General features: G+C 44.6%; 16 protein-coding genes. 8 read left to right on the top strand and 8 right to left on the bottom strand.

What is annotated here, in order from left to right:
* The first annotated feature begins 121 nt into the window (after positions 1-121).
* From uhpA to manA, 4 genes are all read left to right on the top strand, one after another.
* Entirely contained in the window at positions 122-730 is a 609-nt protein-coding gene (gene uhpA / locus ACED42_RS06130) for a transcriptional regulator UhpA (protein WP_009846132.1), read from the top strand.
* Positions 730-2,226 carry a signal transduction histidine-protein kinase/phosphatase UhpB gene (uhpB, locus tag ACED42_RS06135; protein WP_032499231.1) on the top strand — a complete coding sequence of 499 codons (1,497 nt, stop codon included), beginning with the start codon at positions 730-732 and terminating at the stop codon, positions 2,224-2,226. The genes uhpA and uhpB overlap by 1 nt, the downstream gene beginning before the upstream one ends.
* Before the next feature lie 8 nt (positions 2,227-2,234).
* Positions 2,235-3,575 (top strand): MFS transporter, encoded by a 1,341-nt coding sequence (locus ACED42_RS06140; protein WP_371701850.1) that lies wholly within the window; start codon positions 2,235-2,237, stop codon positions 3,573-3,575.
* A 266-nt stretch (positions 3,576-3,841) separates the two neighbouring features.
* Positions 3,842-5,047, top strand: coding sequence for a mannose-6-phosphate isomerase, class I (manA, locus tag ACED42_RS06145; protein ID WP_371701852.1), 1,206 nt, complete (start codon positions 3,842-3,844; stop codon positions 5,045-5,047).
* Positions 5,048-5,058: 11 nt separating this feature from the next.
* On the opposite strand, the gene ACED42_RS06150 is transcribed toward manA, so the two are convergent.
* The 4 genes from ACED42_RS06150 to ACED42_RS06165 form a co-directional block, all read right to left on the bottom strand.
* Positions 5,059-5,568 carry a GNAT family N-acetyltransferase gene (locus ACED42_RS06150; protein ID WP_371701854.1) on the bottom strand — a complete coding sequence of 170 codons (510 nt, stop codon included), beginning with the start codon at positions 5,566-5,568 and terminating at the stop codon, positions 5,059-5,061.
* A gap of 96 nt (positions 5,569-5,664) precedes the next feature.
* A complete protein-coding gene (locus ACED42_RS06155; protein WP_010432560.1) occupies positions 5,665-5,922 on the bottom strand; it encodes a YdcH family protein in 258 nt (85 codons plus the stop codon).
* Positions 5,923-6,389: 467 nt separating this feature from the next.
* Positions 6,390-7,379 carry a rhodanese-related sulfurtransferase gene (locus ACED42_RS06160; RefSeq protein ID WP_371701856.1) on the bottom strand — a complete coding sequence of 330 codons (990 nt, stop codon included), beginning with the start codon at positions 7,377-7,379 and terminating at the stop codon, positions 6,390-6,392.
* Between the two features lie 311 nt (positions 7,380-7,690).
* Entirely contained in the window at positions 7,691-8,839 is a 1,149-nt protein-coding gene (locus ACED42_RS06165; protein WP_102314751.1) for a PLP-dependent aminotransferase family protein, read from the bottom strand.
* A gap of 115 nt (positions 8,840-8,954) precedes the next feature.
* Between ACED42_RS06165 and ACED42_RS06170 the strand changes: the two genes are divergently transcribed.
* Positions 8,955-9,824: a GyrI-like domain-containing protein gene (locus ACED42_RS06170; protein ID WP_009846140.1), complete on the top strand. Its 870-nt coding sequence runs from the start codon at positions 8,955-8,957 to the stop codon at positions 9,822-9,824.
* Between the two features lie 24 nt (positions 9,825-9,848).
* Complete coding sequence (locus ACED42_RS06175; protein ID WP_102501619.1) at positions 9,849-10,091, top strand: hypothetical protein; 243 nt, start codon at positions 9,849-9,851, stop codon at positions 10,089-10,091.
* A 123-nt stretch (positions 10,092-10,214) separates the two neighbouring features.
* Here ACED42_RS06175 and ACED42_RS06180 read toward each other — a convergent pair whose 3' ends face one another.
* The 4 genes from ACED42_RS06180 to ACED42_RS06195 all read right to left on the bottom strand — a co-directional run bounded on the left by ACED42_RS06180 (position 10,215) and on the right by ACED42_RS06195 (position 17,109).
* Positions 10,215-13,070 carry an FAD-binding and (Fe-S)-binding domain-containing protein gene (locus ACED42_RS06180; protein WP_371701859.1) on the bottom strand — a complete coding sequence of 952 codons (2,856 nt, stop codon included), beginning with the start codon at positions 13,068-13,070 and terminating at the stop codon, positions 10,215-10,217.
* 394 nt (positions 13,071-13,464) lie between these two features.
* Positions 13,465-14,826: an L-serine ammonia-lyase gene (locus ACED42_RS06185; RefSeq protein ID WP_009847036.1), complete on the bottom strand. Its 1,362-nt coding sequence runs from the start codon at positions 14,824-14,826 to the stop codon at positions 13,465-13,467.
* A gap of 120 nt (positions 14,827-14,946) precedes the next feature.
* Entirely contained in the window at positions 14,947-16,200 is a 1,254-nt protein-coding gene (locus ACED42_RS06190; protein ID WP_009847035.1) for an aromatic amino acid transport family protein, read from the bottom strand.
* Positions 16,201-16,509: 309 nt separating this feature from the next.
* Positions 16,510-17,109: a CoA pyrophosphatase gene (locus tag ACED42_RS06195; protein WP_009847034.1), complete on the bottom strand. Its 600-nt coding sequence runs from the start codon at positions 17,107-17,109 to the stop codon at positions 16,510-16,512.
* A gap of 324 nt (positions 17,110-17,433) precedes the next feature.
* Between ACED42_RS06195 and ACED42_RS06200 the strand changes: the two genes are divergently transcribed.
* Both ACED42_RS06200 and ACED42_RS06205 read left to right on the top strand, forming a co-directional pair.
* A complete protein-coding gene (locus tag ACED42_RS06200) occupies positions 17,434-17,976 on the top strand; it encodes a heme NO-binding domain-containing protein (protein ID WP_017096742.1) in 543 nt (180 codons plus the stop codon).
* Between the two features lies 1 nt (position 17,977).
* On the top strand, positions 17,978-19,675 hold the full coding sequence (locus tag ACED42_RS06205; RefSeq protein ID WP_371701861.1) for an ATP-binding protein: 1,698 nt from the start codon (positions 17,978-17,980) through the stop codon (positions 19,673-19,675).
* Positions 19,676-19,690: the final 15 nt, after the last annotated feature.

Below are 19,690 nucleotides of genomic sequence, written 5' to 3' on the forward strand. Positions count from 1 at the left end.
AAGCACGTGAGATCATACCAATCGTTAGTTCGATTCAGTATCATCTCTACCAATAAACTTAATTTTAGATAGCTCCTGTTGGGGCTATTTTTCTTTCTCACTCTTAATTTTGGTTAATATCATGATTAATGTTGCGCTTGTTGATGACCACGTCATTGTTCGATCTGGCTTCGCTCAATTACTCAGTCTTGAAACTGATATAACGGTCGTGGGGGAGTTTAACTCTGCGGCAGAAGCGCGCCTCGGACTGCCAAGTTGTCACCCTGATGTCGTTATCTTGGATATTTCAATGCAAGATGAAAGTGGCCTGAGCTTATTGGAAGAGATTCCATCTGGCATTGCTAGTATTATGTTGAGCGTACATGACTCTCCGGCGATGGTTGAAAAGTCATTAGAGTTAGGAGCTAAAGGTTATCTCAGTAAACGCTGTAGCCCTGATGAGTTAATTCAGGCCGTACACACGAGCGCAAATGGCGGCTGCTACCTTACGCCAGATATCGCCATAAAACTTGCGACACCAATGAAGAATAAAGCCTCGTTAAATCAGCTCACCCGCAGGGAAAGCGAAGTGTGCCAGTTATTGGCGACAGGGCTCGACGTGAAATCTATTGCTGTCGAGTTAGGGGTTAGCCATAAAACGGTACATGTGCACCGTGCCAATGCCATGGACAAACTCAATGTTAAGAACAACGTTGAGTTAGCTAAATTGTTCGCTCAAGACCAGTACTAATGCGTTCTTATCTAGCCACCTCCTTATGCGGGGTTTTTATGGCTGGCTGTGCATGGTTCTGTTTATGGGTTATTGCCTTCTATTTCATTAATGACCCTGAGTTAGCCATTCTGCTTTTCCCATTCTCACTCCGGTTAGGAATGACGCTGCACACTCGCACTCACTATTGGCCTGCTATCTATATTGCAGAGTGGGGGCTCGCGATTGCCCTAGCTCTCCTACTTGATGAACCTCAATGGCTGACGATACTAATCGCCAGTGGACTAAGTATTCCAGCCACTCTAATTGCCAAACGTTATTATTCTGGTGACCTGAATCGTCACTTGTTGGTGATGGCGAGCTTAATCATGGTCACAGCACTCATCAATGTTGCCGCGGTCAGTTCTCATGTTCCGGCTGTTTACATGGTGTGGTTGGTGAGCACCACAGGTGGTTTGATGTTAGTGCCGATGTGTTATCTGGTATGGAATTACCTATTCCAAAACAAGTGGGCGCCACTGAGCTCTTACTTAATCAACAATGTCATTGAGTTCAAAATCCGTCACATCGCTTTATACAGCCTCTTGTTGGTCGTCAGTATTTTGATACAAACCAGTTTGCCAGATGAGCTAAGGCGCTTCGCCCCGTTTTGTATGGCTATCCCTATTATCTTGCTCGCCGTTCGTTATGGATGGCAAGGCGCCTTGCTCGCTACCCTGCTAAATAGCGTCGCGTTGATTGCAGCCCACAGTGGCACGTCCAAACTCGAAATTACTGATTTACTCTTGTCTCTTTCCGCTCAGACCATCACAGGTATTTTGCTTGGTTTAGCTGTTCAAAAACAAAAAGATCTCAACTCGAAATTACGCAGTGAGCTCTCTAGGAATCAAAACCTTTCCCGTCAGCTAATCACGGCTGAAGAATCGGTTCGTCGTGATATTGCCCGTGAGTTACATGATGAGATAGGCCAGAACATCACGGCAATTCGGACTCAAGCGAGCATTATCAAACGTGTCGATGCAGCTGAAATGAGCGTTCGCTGTGCTGGTACGATTGAATCATTATCGTTGAATGTTTATGACACCACCAAGCGCTTGCTAACGAAGCTAAGACCAAAAATGTTGGACGACCTTGACCTGAAGGACTCCGTTGAACAGCTCATACGGGAAATGGAGTTTTCAGATCACGGCGTTGATATCCAGCTAAATTGGCACGGTGACTACTCATGTTTGAGTGACACGCTCAAGGTTACTCTCTTCCGACTGTGCCAAGAGTCTTTAAACAATGCCCACAAATATGCTGAAGCAAGTGAAATTAGAATAGAACTGATTCTAGATGATCAAGCTTATCTTCGAATTACAGACAATGGTGTTGGTTTTACAGCGCAGGATCTTCTCAAAGGAATGGGTGTTCGTGGTATGCAAGAGCGTGTTCAGGCGCTCGGTGGCAAGATGGCAATCAACGCTAATGACTCTTCTTCGGGTACTAATATCAGCGTTACATTACCTAAAGTGTGAGAACGAATATGTTTGGATTTCTGCGCTCAACAACGTCAAAAAGTCATACTCTAAGCGATGATGAGGTCAATCAGCGTTATCGTTATTGGCGTCTTCACATCATGATAGGAATGTATGTCGGCTATGCAGGTTTTTACTTCACTCGTAAAACCTTTAATTATGCCGCGCCAGCCATGATCACCGATCTTGGCTTAGACAAAGGCGATATCGGCTTGATTGGCACGCTCTTTTATCTTTCTTACGGCTTATCTAAGTTTATTTCAGGCACCATATCGGATCGGTCGAACCCGCGTTACTTCATGGGGCTCGGCCTAATCGCGACAGGCTTGATCAATATCGCGTTTGGTTTTTCTAGTTCGTTGGCTGCTTTTATATCGCTTTGGGTGCTTAATGCATGGTTCCAAGGTTGGGGCTGGCCATCGTGTTCCAAGTTATTGACGACCTGGTATTCTCGCTCCGAAAGAGGCTTTCGCTGGGCTATATGGAATACAGCACACAACGTTGGTGGGGCATTGATTCCTATTCTCGTCGGCTTTCTAACTCTCCAATACAGTTGGCGATCTGGGTTTATATGGCCGGGTGTGATTGGTGTTTTTATTGGTCTTATCGTCTGTTGGCGCTTACGTGATAAGCCCACGACCATGGGGCTTCCGACGGTAGGGAAGTGGCGCAATGACCATCTAGAATTGGCGCAAGAGAGCCATGGGCAAGGGTTAAGCTATCGAGAGATCCTGAAAACCTATGTGTTCAGCAATAAGTACATTTGGCTGCTCGCCTTTAGCTATGTGTTGGTTTACATCGTAAGAACGGCAGTTAACGACTGGGGCAATTTATATCTCACCGAAGAGCACGATTATAGTTTGATAAACGCCAACGCTGCGTTGTCTCTGTTTGAGATTGGCGGTTTCGTTGGTTCACTTGTTGCTGGATGGGGATCGGATAGGCTGTTTGGTGGTAACCGTGGTCCCATGAATATCCTGTTCGCGATTGGTATCTTCCTCTCAGTATCCGCTTTATGGCTTATGCCTCTAACCAACTTTGTGTTTCAAGCGGCTGGGCTGTTTTGTGTAGGCTTTTTTGTGTTTGGCCCTCAAATGCTAATAGGTATGGCTGCCGCGGAATGCTCACATAAAGACTCCGCAGGAGCTGCGACAGGCTTTGTTGGCTTATTTGCCTATATGGGTGCTGCACTTTCTGGCTACCCATTAGCGCTCGTTCTAGAAACTTATGGCTGGAGTGGGTTCTTCATTACCATCTCGACTTGTGCGGCCGTTATTGGCTTGCTGCTACTGCCTTTCTTACAAGCTCAATCGCCTCAGAAAAGTGCAGAGGTTCGCTCTGGCTTTTAAGGGATTTCTTCGTAAATAAGATAGCTGCTAATGGTCCTCTGGTTATTATGCAGCTACCCTATCTTCAGCTTTTTTTTACGTAGCATTCAAATGTGACTCTTTTCACGCTTTTCATGGTTCTCACCTGTTTCTAAGAATTTTTCCTATTGCGTCTAAGACCTCATCTCATGTGGGTTCTAGCTGCTCTCTGTAGTCTTTCTAATTATTTACGTTATTAGAAATCAGCTCTCTGAATTGTGTTCAAAGGGCTCACTACGGAAAACGCCATGTCACTCAGCCACTTCTCAGAACACTCATTTTTCCCAATGGAAAACACCATCCAAAATTATGCATGGGGGAGTATTTCTTCGATACGTGAACTGTTTGGCTTTAAGAATGAGTCACAAGAGCCGCAAGCGGAAGTTTGGATGGGAGCGCATCCAAAAGGTTGCTCAATGGTTAAGCTTGACCAACATTTGGTGCCTCTCTCTGAGCTGATTAACAAGAATAAACCCGCTTATTTATCTACTGATATTGCGCAGGAGTTCGGTGAACTGCCGTTCTTGTTTAAGATCTTGGCAGCAGAAAAAGCGCTATCGGTCCAGGTCCACCCAAACAAGCACCAAGCCGAGTTAGGCTTTGCGAGAGAGGAGCAAGCAAGAATCCCTCTGACTGCAGGGCATCGTAATTATAAAGACTCTAACCATAAACCTGAATTGGTTTACGCGATCACTGAGTACCAAGCGATGAATGGCTTTCGAGAATTTAATGAAATATTAGGTTTGTTCAGAAGATTAGACTCTAGCGTGCTCGCTGGCTTGATTGAAGAGTTTGGGACCCACCTTGACTCTCTAGGTTTAGAAGCGTTTTTCCGTGATCTATTAACGCTTAATGACCAATGTAAACATCAAGCACTAGAGCAACTTCTGACTTACGCAGAGGCTCACCAAGATCAAACAGAATTTGCATTGATCATTGAACTTAGCCATCAGTACCCGAACGATATCGGTCTGTTTTGTGTTCTGCTGCTTAACTTGATCACACTAAAGCCAGGTGAAGCGATGTATTTGAATGCGAACACTCCGCACGCTTACATTAAAGGTACCGGGCTTGAGATTATGGCAAATTCAGACAACGTGCTACGAGCAGGTTTAACGCCAAAACACATTGATGTCGCTGAGTTAGTCGCCTGCACAAAATTCACGCCAATTCCGTTCGAAGGCTTGTTGTTAGAGCCATCAAAACTGGGTAAATGTGATTGTTATGATATCCCGGTCAGTGACTTCAATTTCAATATCTTTCATCGTCCTCATCAAGAAGAAGTTATCACAAGTGGCGCTGAAATTTTAATGGCAATAGATGATGACCTAGTGCTAATGAGTCAGAAAGGCGAGCACTTAACCCTCACCAAAGGGCAATCGGTATTTATCCCAGCCTATATTGGTCACTACGAATTGAGCAGCAACGGCCGAGTGGCTAGGGCGTTTAATTAGCGAAGTCGCTTCTAGTTTAAATAGAGAGTCATCCCCACGAAATTAGTATCACTATCATCAACAATTTGGTAGTCAAGCGCCTGATAAAAACTGATGGCGCGGGTGTTACTTCTAAAGCTCGACAGAGTGACTTGGTTTCGTTGCTCTTGATGGGCTTTTTCGTGGATGCGTGACATGACTTTTTTACCAATAGACTGATCTTGGTATTGATGGGAAATGATCAGAAGGTGAACATGGTATGCGTTGTCATAAGGCTTAAAACACACAAGTCCAACCCTTTGTTTTCCTAGGTATACCCAATGAAACCAAGAGGGATTGTACTCGTTTAAAAGTTGTTGACGTTGGAAGTCGTCATCCCATCCGAAAACGCTATCAACGTGTATGAAAAGCCCTTGCTTAACACACGCAAACAGTTCTTCGAATTCGAGATTTGAAACGAGCTGGAATTGTATGTTCTCTTCTTCTATTGTCACTCTGCTCACTTCCTTATCAAACGCTTTCGAATAAGCAAACAGTAACATAATTGAAGAAGCCGAATTAGCTTAGATTTGCGCTGTGATGAAACCAAAAAGCCATGCGTGATGCATGGCTTAAAATAGAGTTTTGGCCTGATTTTTCTATACGATCTTAAGTGCGTGGTGGCGCGTGAGCTGTTTGTGTAGCGAGTCTTTTAGCGCCATGCGTTCAACTTTGAGGTTGTGCATGCTGTCGTCATCGATAGGGCTGCCAGAGATTTCTAGCTGACGGATGTCGTAGTCGAGTTGGTGGTATTTCTGCATGTCTGCTTTGAATTTTTCGTCGTCGTGGTTGAGCTGAACAATGTCTAATTTAAGATCTGGGAAATCTAAGATAAAGGCATGGTTTTCATTGAGCATTGGCACTTCCTCTCTAGTCGGATTTTTAGGGCGTGTTGATCTTTCGAGCTTGTTTTTGCGGCGAATTGCTGGGTATTTCTACAAGGCAGAGGCTTTGATGTGTAGCTAGCCTACATGAGAGGCCGATAACGTAGTAGAAATAACCAGCAAACGCTGCCCGAAGGGTTCGGCTAAAAGCGTTTTACTCTTTGTTAAGGGAGATTTGCTTAGAATGACTAGGCTACTTCTCCCTCGCCGCGATTAAAACGCTTTTATCTCGAACAAAATCCAACCGCGGAAGGTCAACACGCCCTGACAGTATAGAAGCAATTTATCGAAAGAAATGTGGTTCAAAACACAAAGCCGTAAAGCGATCAAAAAAGGGCACAAACTCGAGGAATCATCTTCGAACTTGCGCCCTTTTGTATGTATATAGCTAACTATTTATAGTTATATGTTTAGAATCCTAAGAGTTTAAAGCAGAGCGTTTACTTCGCTTTCTTGCCAGAGCGTTGCTGCTCTTTGTGTGCAAGCTTTTCTTTCTTACGTTGATCGATAAGGTGAGCGGCTTCGCCACCTACGTGGGTTTCGCCACGAGCATTCGACAGTTGAACTTGCTTTTCACGTTCGCGGAAACGGGCTTTCTGCTCGTCGCTGTTCTTATCAATACACTTAGGGCAGCTTACGCCTTTCTCGAAGTGTTCAGAGGCTTTGTCTTCGTCAGTGATTGGCAAACGACACGCGTTACACACATCGTAACCGCTCTTTTCTAGCTGGTGGTTTACTGCAACACGACCGTCAAATACGTAGCAGTCGCCTTCCCACATGCTCTCTTCTTCTGGTACTTCTTCTAGGTACTTAAGAATGCCGCCTTCAAGGTGGTAAACCTCATCAAAGCCTTGTTCTTTCATGTAGGCTGTTGACTTTTCGCAACGAATACCGCCAGTACAGAACATCGCGACTTTTTTGTGTTTCTTAGGATCGAGATTTTCTTCAACGTATTGAGGGAATTCACGGAAGGTTTCTGTGTTTGGGTTTACAGCATTTTTGAATGTACCGATATCGACTTCGTAATCGTTACGAGTATCAACCAGAATCACATCAGGATCAGAGATCAATGCGTTCCATTCGTTTGGTTTCACGTAAGTGCCGACAACGTGGCGTGGGTCGATACCCTCAACGCCCATGGTTACGATCTCTTTCTTGAGCTTAACCTTGGTGCGGTTGAATGGTTGTTCTTCGTTGAACGACTCCTTGTAAACAACATCAGCCAAACGAGAATCTTGTTTGAACCATTTAAGAAGAGCGTCGATAGATTCGCGCTTACCTGCAACGGTGCCGTTGATACCTTCACTCGCAAGTAGCAAAGTACCGCGGATTTGGTTGGCTTCTAACACGTCAGTGAGTGGCTGGCGAATTTCTTGGTAATCATCAAGTGCTACGAATTTATACAGAGCACATACAACATATTGAGACATGGTTTTTCCTTTCTGCGAGCTGGAACGTAAATCCAGAGCGTTGCCTTTTATGATACAGACTGAGTTTAATTCACTCAGGTTTGCCCATATTGGCTTATTAAAATCCGCCGCAGTATAACCAAGCCAAGGATGGACAAAAACCAACCAAAAGTAGGGCTATTTATCATTTCTATTTGTGTGGTTTATGGGCTAGGAAGTTCAATGAAACCGTTTTATCTGGTTCGAATTACAACAACGTATTCCCAAACCAAAAGGCCCTGCTGTAAAAACAGCAGGGCCTTGGTATTGAATCTGTCTGACTTAGTCAGCGATTACGCTTGGTTAAGTACTTCCGCTAAGCGTTTTACCGCTTCTGTTAATTCTTCTGGGTTGGCGTTGGTGAAGTTTAAGCGCAGTGCAGCTTTAGCTTCATCAGCCTTTGGATAGAATACTGGGCTTGGTACTACCGCTACGCCATTCGATAGCAGAGTCTTAGCTAATTCGAAGGTATCGCACTCTGGGATTTCAACCCAAATGAACATTCCGCCATCAACGGATTTTAATACACAGTCAGTAGGCAGCTGTTTTTCTAGCTCTGAAAACAGCACTTCATAACGAGACTTGTAAAGGGTACGAATATTTTCCATGTGCAGGTTGAAATCTTCATGTTTTAGAAGACCAACAAGCAGCGCTTGCATTGGTACACTTGAGTGTAAGTCCGCGCCTTGCTTCACTTTGATTAGTGGCTCAAGGTAGCTGCGTTTACCTGTTACCGCGCCAATACGTAGACCTGGCGATGCAATCTTAGAGAATGAACGAAGAACGATAGAGTTATCAGGGCAGAACGAAGAAACCATTGGCAGCTCTGTGCCTGTAAAGCGTAGCTCTCGGTATGGTGCATCTTCAATGAATGCCACGTTGTATTTGATACACAGTTCAGCCACTTTTTGACGAGTTTCTGTTGCCCAGCACACACCTGTTGGGTTGTGAAAATCAGGCACGGCGTAGAACATTTTCGGTGATTGCTCTGCAAAGCACGTTTCTAGTTCGTCTAGATTTGGACCAAATTCTGTTTGAGACACAGTCACAATGTTCGCTTGAACTAGACCAAACACTTGCATCGCACCCAAGTAGCTTGGCGCTTCCATCACAACCACATCATTCGGATCAACATACGCTCGTGCAATCAAATCCAAACCTTGCTGAGAACCCGTACAGATCATTGCTGTGTGAGTCTCTGGCAATTGGTAGCTTTGCGTAAGGTGATCAAGCAACGGGCCGTAACCCGCAGTCGAGCCGTATTGGAAAACTTCAGGCATGTTCGCTAAGTTTTCTAGCGTTGGCTTCATTAAATCGATAGGGAATGTTTTCTCGTCCGGTAAACCACCTGCCAATGAGATGACATTTGGATCGCTTGCGGCTGCTAGGATCTCTCGAATGTATGAAGATTGAATCTGTTGTAATGACTGTGCGATTTCCATGTGTTGTGTCTCGTCTTTTATCGTTTTTATTCTATCGCTTGATATTACACGGCAATTGTAAAAACTAGCGTGTCCGTTTATGCTCTTAAACATGTCCATTTATGCTATTTAAACGATGTCACGACAACACTTATCCCGAATCAATGATGTTTTGTTCCATATTCATCAAGACATCAGCCAACCTCTGTCGGCAAAAGCGCTCTCCGAGATTGCGGCTTATTCAGAGCAACATTTTCATCGCACCTTTAAAAGCGTGGTTGGGGAGTCGCTACATCAGTACATTCGACGCACTCGAATGGAGTATGCAGCCAATCAATTGATGTTCGATACCACGTCGTCAGTGGTAGAGATTGCTAGTAAATGTGGCTTTAGTTCGGTGTCTTCATTTAGCCGAGCATTCAAAGCGACCTTTAACATGTCACCGGGAGAATGGCGTAAACACGACTTACAGATAGCAGAAAAACCCTATTTGAAAGATCCCGAAGTCGCGGCGGGTTATTTGAACGTAGCGCAGCGAGTGTTACCCGAACCTAAGATCGTTGAAACACCGGAGCGCATGGCGGCTTATGTTCGACATACGGGTTATAACCGTTCTATTCGCAACGCGTGGCTGATATTGAAAGCGTGGGCGAACTCAGAACAGCGCGACTTTTCGAGCCAATTTGGTTTGCATCACTCAAACCCTGCTTGGGTTGAAATGGATCAGTGCCGCTATGTAGCGTGTATCGCGATAGATGAACCGATTAAGTATCGCAGTGTCGTGAACCAGATGGTGATTCCGGGTGGTTTACATGCTGTATTTCGACTGAATGGCCGTTATGGTGAGCTGCTACCACAGATCAGTATGGTGTTAGAAAAGTGGCTACCTACGTCTGGCTTCAAGCAGCGTTCCACTCCGGCTTATGTGCATTATCATCAGAATCATTTTCTAAACAGTGATGAAGTGTTTGAGCTTGATTTCTATCTCCCTGTGAGTTTTTATTAGTAACCTCATTTTTGAGGAAAAATTATGTATCTCGTTTTGTATTGCCACAATATCGGTATGACCGATTTTTCATTCTTTGAAACAGAAGATTTTGACAAAGAAGAGGGCTATATCGTGCGAGGTAAATGGCCGAATGAGAAAGCGTTTCGTGATTATTTAACTAAAGAGTTTGGTGACATGAATGAGTTCCAAGTGATCGACTTAATCGCCAAAGGTGCAGAAGCAGAACACTACTCGCCAGAAGAGTTGATACGCCTAGCTCAGTAGCCGTTAGCTCATCAATATCTAGCTCGGTAATACGTTTTAAATCGAATAAAGAAATGGCAGCCTGATTGGGCTGCCATTTTTCGTTTTAGGTTTAAGCTAATACCTTTTACATCGTGAATGAAGCTACTGCGCCACTTCGTCTACTAAGTACAAGATTGACTGATACGGAATGCCACTGTGATGTGACAAACCGATCTCACAGGTTCGGCTGTTACTAAAGCCGCGAGTGCAGTTGCTCGGCACTTGTTCTTTGAGTGGGTGTACCGCCGCTTCATTCAGCTCTGGAGTGGTAAAACCTTTATCACCCGCCCAACCACAACATTGAATATGCTCAGGAACGATGACTTCTTCGGTACAGGCTTTAGCAAGGTTCAACATCGCGCCTTCCAAACCCATTCGACGAGAACTACAAGTCACATGCAGCATCACGGTTTCTTGCAGCGGCTCAAGTGTCAGGTGCTCAAGCAGGTATTGATTCACAAACCCTGTCGGCTCTAATACTTCTAACGGTTTGGTGAACTGTTCAATACTGCGTTTAGCACATGGGCTGGTGTCCATTAATACTGGGTACTCACCCTGACGACTGGCTTGCCACAACACTTCTTCGAGTTGTTGTGCTTTAGATTGGGCTAAATCGGTCATTCCTTTGCTGTCGTAAGGCATGCCACAACATTGGTCATCTAGCTTCTTCGGAAGAATAACCTCAAATCCGGCTTTGTTAAGCAAAGACATGGTCACTTCAGTTAGAGGGCGTTGATCGCCCGCATCGCTTTGCTGTCCCATGGTTCGACTGGCACACGAAGGGAGGTAAACCACCTTCTTATGATTGCTTGAGGATTCTGCCGTCACTGGTGATGAGACTAGCGAGTGGCTATTGGATTGTGGCATCTCAGGCATCCAAACCGGCGTCGCGCCTTTGGTGATAGAGCGCAAGCCGTTGGTTAGCTTACCGACTGTATTCGCTCCTAGAACCTTGCTTGCCACTTGGTTGGTTTTGAGCCCAGCTTTGGTCAGCTTGGTGGTGGTCGAGAAATGATCCGCTGTCCACTTAGCGATTGGCGTAAATTTCTCGTACTTGGCAATACGAAGCTTCTTGATCAAATCGCCGGTGTTGATTCCCACTGGGCAACGCTCGGCACACAGGCCTGTTGCGGCGCAGGTATCAATGCCTTGGTATTCGAAGGTTTTCTCTAGTTCGCTTGCTTCCATCTCTTCGCCCGCAGCGCGTCGGCGTTGTAACTCGCGGTACAGCACGATACGTTGGCGTGGCGATAGAGTTAAGGTACGAGACGGACAAACAGGCTCACAGAAGCCACACTCGATACAGCGGTCGACAAGGTCGTCGGCAGCAGGCATTGGCTTCAAATTCGTGATGTGTGAATTTGGATTGTCGTTAATAATAACGCCGGGGTTGAGCAGTCTTTCTGGATCAAACAAGGCTTTGATCTGTTGCATCAAGGCGTAGCCATCTTTACCCCATTCCAATTCGACATAAGGTGCCATATTACGGCCAGTGCCATGTTCTGCTTTCAGAGAACCTTGGTATTTCACCGCGACCAGTTCGGCAACGTCATCCATGAAACCGCCGTAGCGATCGATTTCTGTTTGGCTGTCGAAGCCTTGAGTGAATACAAAATGCAGGTTGCCTTCGAGGGCGTGACCAAAAATGATCGCTTCGCTGTATTCGTATTTATCGAACAACTCTTGCAGCTCTCGAATACCATTCGCTAGGTTTTCGACAGGGAAAGCCACGTCTTCAATGATAACGGTCGTGCCGACTTCACGCACTGCGCCTACCGCAGGGAACATGCCTTTTCGGATGCCCCATAGGGTTGCGACTGTCTTTGGATCGGAAGTAAAAGGGACCGATTCAACAATCGTGTATTCAGTCAATGCGTCCAAAATTGATTTACATTGTAAATCTAAGTCCGGCTGGGAGCTGGCGTGTGATTCCACCAAAATAGCAGCGGCTTCTAAGTCCAAGCTTGGCATAAATGCAGGCATACCCGGTTTATCAGCCACTGAACGCAGCGCTCTGCCATCCATCAATTCAACCGCAGCAACCGGCGTTTTTGATAGTGTAGTCACGGCTTTACTGGCTTGTTCTATGTCGGAAAACACCAACAGAGCCGAGGCTTTGTTCGGATGTTCGATAACCGTGTTGTAGGTAATCTCAGCAATGAAACCTAGTGTGCCTTCTGAGCCAATCATCAAGTGTTTGATGATCTCAATTGGATCGTGGTAATCGACCAATGCATTGAGCGCGTAGCCGGTGGTATTTTTCAGGCGGTACTTGTGGCGGATTCTGTCGGCCAGTTCTTGATTCGATCTAGTCTGTCTGTGTAAATCAACAATGCCTTCAAACAGATCTTTATGTGATAGCTTGAATGCTTCAACACTTGCGTTATCAGCCGTATCAAGCAGGGAGCCATCACTCAATACGATTTTCATGCTCTCAACGGTGCGGTATGAGTTTTGCGCGGTACCACAACACATACCACTGGCATTATTCGCTGCAATACCACCGATTTTACAGGTATTGATAGAGGCTGGATCTGGGCCGATTTTACGTTGGAAAGGGGCAAGGTATTTGTTGGCATCAGCACCAATCACACCCGGTTGAAGGATGATCTGATTGCCGTTGTCGACGATTTCATGACCACGCCAGTCGTCGGTCAGTGTGATGAGTACCGAGTCTGAAACGGCTTGCCCTGACAGGCTAGTGCCCGCGGCGCGAAAGGTAAAATGAATACCGAGTTCGCGACAACTTTGAATGGTGAATATCACTTCGTCTAAGTTTTTGAGCCTTAGAACCATTTTCGGCACCAAGCGATAAAAACTCGCATCGGTGCCGTAAGCCAATCGCTTTGCCACTTGAGTGACAATGCGTTCTGTTTCTATTTTTTGAGCCAGTATCGCTTCAAGCTGCTGATAAGCTTGTGCGTCTATTACTCGCTCATGGGGTGTGGTTGTCTCCATCTTTGCTTCCTTGTGCTTCTTATTTGGCACTGATCAGGGCGTGTTGACCTTTCGTGGTTAAATTTTGTTCGAGATAAAAGCGTTTTAATCGCGGCGAGGGGGAAGTAGCCTAGTCACTCTAAGCAAATCCCCCTCAACAAAGAGTAAAACGCTTTTAGCTGAACCCTTCGGGCAGCGTTTGCTGGCCATTTCTACTACGTTATCGGCTTCTCATGTAGGCTAGCTACACATCGACGCCTCTGCCTTGTATAAATACCCAGCAACTCGCTGCAAAAATCAGCTCGAAAGATCAACACGCCCTAGTCACCAAGTTTCAGCGACAAAAGCTTAAGATACAAAAAAAGGAACGCATCGGCGTTCCTTTTTTATTATCGGTTTATTAATTCAGAAATGATTAACAAACAACCTTAACTGCCAAACCACCTTGAGAAGTCTCACGGTATTTAGCGTTCATGTCTTTACCGGTTTCTAGCATTGTTTCGATAACTTTATCTAGAGAAACAGTCGGAGCAGAAGAGCGACGAAGTGCCATACGAGTCGAGTTGATTGCTTTAACTGCAGCAATACCGTTACGCTCGATACATGGAACTTGTACTTGGCCAGCAACTGGGTCACACGTTAGACCTAGGTTGTGCTCCATGCCGATTTCTGCAGCCATACATACTTGCTCTGGGCTACCACCCATAAGCTCAGCAAGACCAGCAGCAGCCATAGAACATGCCACACCAACTTCACCCTGACAGCCAACTTCAGCACCAGAGATAGAAGCGTTACGCTTGTAAAGACCACCGATCGCGCCAGACGCTGCGAAGTAACGGATGTAATCTTTCTCTGTCACTGTTTGGATGAACTTATCGTAGTAAGCCAATACAGCAGGGATGATGCCACACGCGCCGTTTGTTGGTGCCGTTACTACACGACCGCCCGCTGCGTTTTCTTCGTTTACTGCGAAAGCAAACATGTTCACCCAGTCAACAACCGTCATTGGATCGTTAGTTGTTTTTTCTGAAGTGATCAGCTGTTGGCGAAGTGCTGCTGCACGACGAGGTACACGCAGTGGACCAGGCAGGATACCTTCAGTATTCATACCGCGATCCATACACTCACGCATCGTTTTCCAGATGTTAGCGAAGTAAGTGCGAGACTCTTCGTCTGAGTGGAAAGCCGCTTGGTTTTTCATAACCAGTGTACTGATAGAAAGACCACTTTCTTTACACTGATTAACCAGCTCTTCCGCTGTTGTGAATTCGTAAGGTGCTTTAATTGGGTTTTCTTCTTCTTTGCCGAAGTTCTCTTCGTCAACGATGAAACCACCACCAATTGAGTAATACGTTTTTGAATATGCGACTTCGTCATCAACCCAAGCATGAATGCTCATGCCATTCTCGTGTAGAGAAAGGTTGCTAGTGTGGAAGTTCATTCCGCCGTCGCGAGGGAACGAAACAGTATGACAGTGCATACCGACAGGTAGACGTTCAGTTTCTTCTACTCGAGCAATGAAGCCTGCAATAGAATCGATATCAACACGCTCAGGAGTATTGCCAGCAAGACCCATGATGATTGCGATATCTGTGTGGTGACCTTTCCCTGTCAGTGATAGTGATCCATATACGTCCACGGTGATTTTAGTGATGTCGCGCAATTTTCCCATTGAACGTAGGTCATCAATAAATTCTTTACCCGCTTTCATTGGTCCAACTGTATGTGAGCTCGATGGACCAACACCGATTTTATAGATATCAAATACACTAATCATAGCGATTACCTCAAAAAGAGAGCCTCCCAAGGGGAGTAGGGAGGCTCATTTATTATCATTATATTTTTTGTCTAACCTCGCCATATAAGATGAATGTCATCTTATAAAAAGGGCTTGAGATTAAAGAGCGCCGTAGATTACAGAACTAATAGCCGCTAGACCACATAAAGCTGTAAAGATTTGCACAGGTGCTGAAGTTTTGTACTTAGCCATAGCTGGTACTTTGTTCATTGCGAATACAGGCATTAGGAACAGGATAGCTGCAATCATTGGAGCACCCATTGTTTCAATCATACCTAGGATGCTTGGGTTAACTACCGCAACAATCCAAGTTGTAACAACGATGAACGCTAGAGAAGCTTTCTCAATCGTGCTGATTGAAGAACCAGAGCGAGACTTGATTAGACCAACAAGACCTTCATGAGCACCTAGGAAGTGACCGAAGTAGCTAGAAGTGATTGCTGCGAACGCTACTAGAGGACCCATGTAAGAGATAAGTGGAGACTCGTGAACGTTAGCTAGGTAAGAAAGTACAGAGATGTTTTGAGATTGCGCTGTTGCTAGTTGCTCTGGAGATAGAGAAAGTACTACAGAGAAAACGAAGAACATTACAAAACCCATCAGCATCATTGCTGCGCCACCAGTGATCGCGTCAGTTTTCTTAACCGCGTCTTCACCGTATACACGACGTTGCTCTTTAGAGAACTGTGAAATGATTGGGCTGTGGTTGAAAGAGAACACGATGATTGGAATCGCAAGCCAGATAATAGAAGGCATTGCTGACCATTCTGGGCTTGTTTCCATCATTGAAGTGTTCCAATCAGGAACTAGGTAGAAAGACAATGCTAGTAGGATGAATACTAGTGGGTAAACCATTGCTGAAGTTGCTTTAAGCATCAGTTCTTTACCGAATACAACACCTGCTGTCATAGCAAGGATAAGTGCACCAGAAAGAAGAGGACGAGGAATAGATTCCATGCCCATTTGGTTTACTAGGAAAGAGTCAACCGTGTTTGTGATACCAACACCGTAGATAAGAACGATTGGGTAGATAGCGAAAAAGTAAGCGAAAGTAATAAGGTTCGCGCCAGTCTTACCGAAGTGTTCTTCAACTGTGTCTGTAATATCTGCTTCTGGGTTCTTAGAAGACAGTACGAAACGAGCTAGAGATTTGTGTGCGAACCAAGTCATTGGTGCCGCGATTAAAGCTAGGATAACTAGTGGCCAAAAACCACCCGCACCAGCTTTGATTGGAAGGAATAGTACACCAGCGCCAACTGCTGTACCGAATAGTGATAGACACCACGTAAAATCTTTATAGTTAAACTTGCTTGTATCTGTAACGGCATTTGCCGAAGAAGTTGTTGTGTTCATGTTAAATTACTCATTTTTTGGGAACAGGAAATAAGTCGGGGCTAATTCTGCAGAATTTTCTTCTACAAAAAATAGATCTAAATCATGTAATGAAACGGCGTGTCACATGATATGCGAAAAACGGATTTTTGATCACGAAAATAGCGTGCCACAGGTGATTTATGCTCATGCGTGCTATTAGTTTATCTTATGCGAAAGGCGGGGTTGTACAGAATTATACCAGGGAAACGTTTGCGTAAAATTGGATTAATAAATCTGTTCCATGGAAAAGGCTGTGTTTGTTAACAAGGATTAAACAAAACGTAGTTTCTATGTAATTTGTTGCACTACGTGTTGCTGCAGTGATTGGATGATTTGAGCCGTAACGCCCCAAATTAGGTGCTCTTGGAAGGGCATGGCAAAAACACGATGCTTGATTTTTTTTAAGTTAACAGTGTGGCTGTGTAACTTGGCTTGGTCTAAAACATAGGTGGCGGGCACCTCAAAAATCGAAGCAACTTCGTTCTCATCGATGATGGGTTTATAGTCCGAATCGACCACTACAACAATCGGTGTAACTAAAAATTTACTAATGGTACTCAAAGTAGGTAATTGCCCAACAATTTTAACCTGATCCGATCGAATTCCGACCTCTTCGTGAAGTTCTCTAAGTGCGGTGAATTGCATAGAAGGATCGGAGAGTTCGTGTTTCCCTCCAGGAAAGCTGATTTGACCAGGGTGATGTTTTAAATGAGCGGCTCTTTTCGTAAAAATAACATGTAAACCATCCTCTCGTTCCACTAAGCCGACTACCACTGCTGCTTTACGCAATTGATCGTCATTGATATGTGAAACGCGCTCAACGGATTCTGGGTGATAGCCAACGGTAGAGTTGAGCTGGAATTGTTGAAGGAAGTTATCTTTGTTCATATAAAGCCAATATATTGATTATTATGATTTTAAGTATAGTCATAACCGTGTGTTGATTACCAATTTCGAATTTGCCTTCACTTTCCTCCGTTAGTACCGGCAATAACTGGAAATAAGAAGGGACTGGGTAGCGGCGTTTTTCAAGGTAAATGTTCCCAATCTTCTAAGAGTGACGGATTTTGCTATATTTGAATATGTGTACTTCTACTAGTAAGCGTTATCCATGTCATAAATTGGGTGATGAAACGTACATTTTCTGTTTAAGAATTTGATAACAATGACTTAGTGGACCATTCTAAAAAGAAATAGAAGAAAAGGTATGAAATGAAAGGAATCATATTCACCGAATTTTTAGAGCTTGTTGAAGACAAGTTTGGGTTAGAGCTTTTGGAAGAAGTTCTAGAGATGTCAGAAGATGAAGGGATCTACACATCAGTCGGAAGTTACGACCACAAAGATCTTGTTCGATTGATTATAAACTTGAGTAAGAAAACCGATATTGATGCAGCGAGCCTGCAACGTGTTTTTGGACAATCGGTTTTTAAGAACTTACTGGCCTCATTACCGAATAAAGCGAGCCTCGCCCATAGCAACACCACTTTTCAATTTATTCAGCACGTAGAGCGTTACATTCACGTAGAAGTGAAGAAGCTCTACCCAGATGCTGAGCCTCCACAATTTAGCTTTATCACCACGACCGAAGCGCAACTTGTTTTTGACTATAAAAGCGCACGATGCATGTCTCACGTTTGTTTGGGATTAATCGAGGGGTGTGCTGACTATCATGGTGAAACCATCGTGGTAGAAATGACACCTCAGAATGATGACCAAAGTGTGGTTAGGTTTAATCTCAAAGTAGAAAAGTGATATGGATCTGGCATCTGCCCAAGAGAAAAAACTGAAACGTCAAATAGCAGCACGGAAAGCGGCTGAAGCCTTGTTGGAGCAAAAGAGTCTCGAACTGTTTGAGGCCAATCAACAGCTTGAACTTGCGTTGCGCCAATTAGAAAAGCGTTCAAATGCGAATATTCGACGGATCGAATTCCAAGAACAAATCGACAACCTGTTGATTGATTTCGGACGCGCGTTTCTGAGGAGTGATCTCGATGACGTGATGTTGTCCCAATTGACGGCGAGTGTAACTAACAGTTATCTAATTGAAGCCAGTCGCTTGGTGTTACCCCTCAATCTAATCCCTCAGTTACAAACCCATGACTATGGTGATGAAACAGTCGAGGTAATAGAGAAAGACATTCAAGAACCTCATTGGCAAGGTTGCTTGCTTACCGTGCCATTAGAGGTCGAAAAAGTGATTGTGGGCGCGTTAATCGTTCAGGTCAGGTTGTTAGATCAAGACTACGAATTCATCCAAAGCCAACTGTTGTTAGTGACGGACCTTATCTGCAGTGCGTTAACTCATCAACTTGCGATTAACCGAAATATAGAATCACGTAAACGAGCGGAAGAGTCCGAAAGGGCAACGCGTGACTTTGTCGCCATGATTAACCATGAATTGAGAACCCCACTCAATGGTCTTCTTGGTAGTGCGGAGTTGATAAGCGACACCGAACTGAGCAGTTCTCAACGTGAGATCGTGAATAACTTGAGCCAATCCGGTGAGTTTCTTAGAACCATCATTAATGACCTTCTCGATTACAGTAAAATCAATGCGGGTATGCTGGAATTAATTCCCAAAACATTTGCACTCCAAGATTTGAAAAATACCATTGATAGTATTTTTACCAATCGAGCGATTGAAAAGCAGATCCAGTTTGATGTCAATGTAACCGATGGGGTACCCAGTCACTTCTACGGTGACTTAGAGCGTATTACTCAATTGTTCGTGAACTTAATCGGCAATGCAATTAAATTCACCGATCAAGGCCATGTGAGCGTAGAGATAAAATGGCTTAACGACCAATTTATTTTTTCTGTTGAGGATAGTGGCGTTGGTATTGCTCAATCTGCTATTAAGACACTGTTTGAACCTTTTACACAGGCCGATAACTCAAGTAGCCGAAATTACGAAGGGACAGGGCTTGGTTTAGCGATTTGTCGCAAGCTAGCTGCGTTAATGAGGGGAGACATTGAGGTGAGCAGTATTGTTGGTTCGGGTACGACATTTACCATTTCACTCCCTCTTCAAGTTGTCGATACACTGGCTGAGCGCGATAGTGTCGCAAAAGGTTTTGAGTCTGAGGTTGAATTGACATTGCTTAAAGTGCTGGTGGTTGATGATATTAAGATGAACCAGATCATCATCCAACAAATGCTACGCAAATACGAAATAGAGCCAGCGATTGCCGGTAATGGTATAGAAGGTTTGGAATTAGCGTCGAATAATGAGTATGACATTGTGTTTATGGATTGCCGGATGCCAGTCATGGATGGTTTTGAAGCGACGAAGAAACTGCGAAGTTCAGGATATAGCCAACCAATTATTGCATTAACCGCTGGTACGACAAAAGAAGAGCGAGAGTTGTGTATTGAATCTGGTATGGACGATATATTGAGTAAACCCTATACCGCTAACGACTTAGTGATAATGCTGAATAAGTGGGGCTAATAAATATCATTGCCT

Source organism: Vibrio sp. FF145, assembly GCF_041439075.1.
Lineage (GTDB): Bacteria > Pseudomonadota > Gammaproteobacteria > Enterobacterales > Vibrionaceae > Vibrio > Vibrio tasmaniensis_A.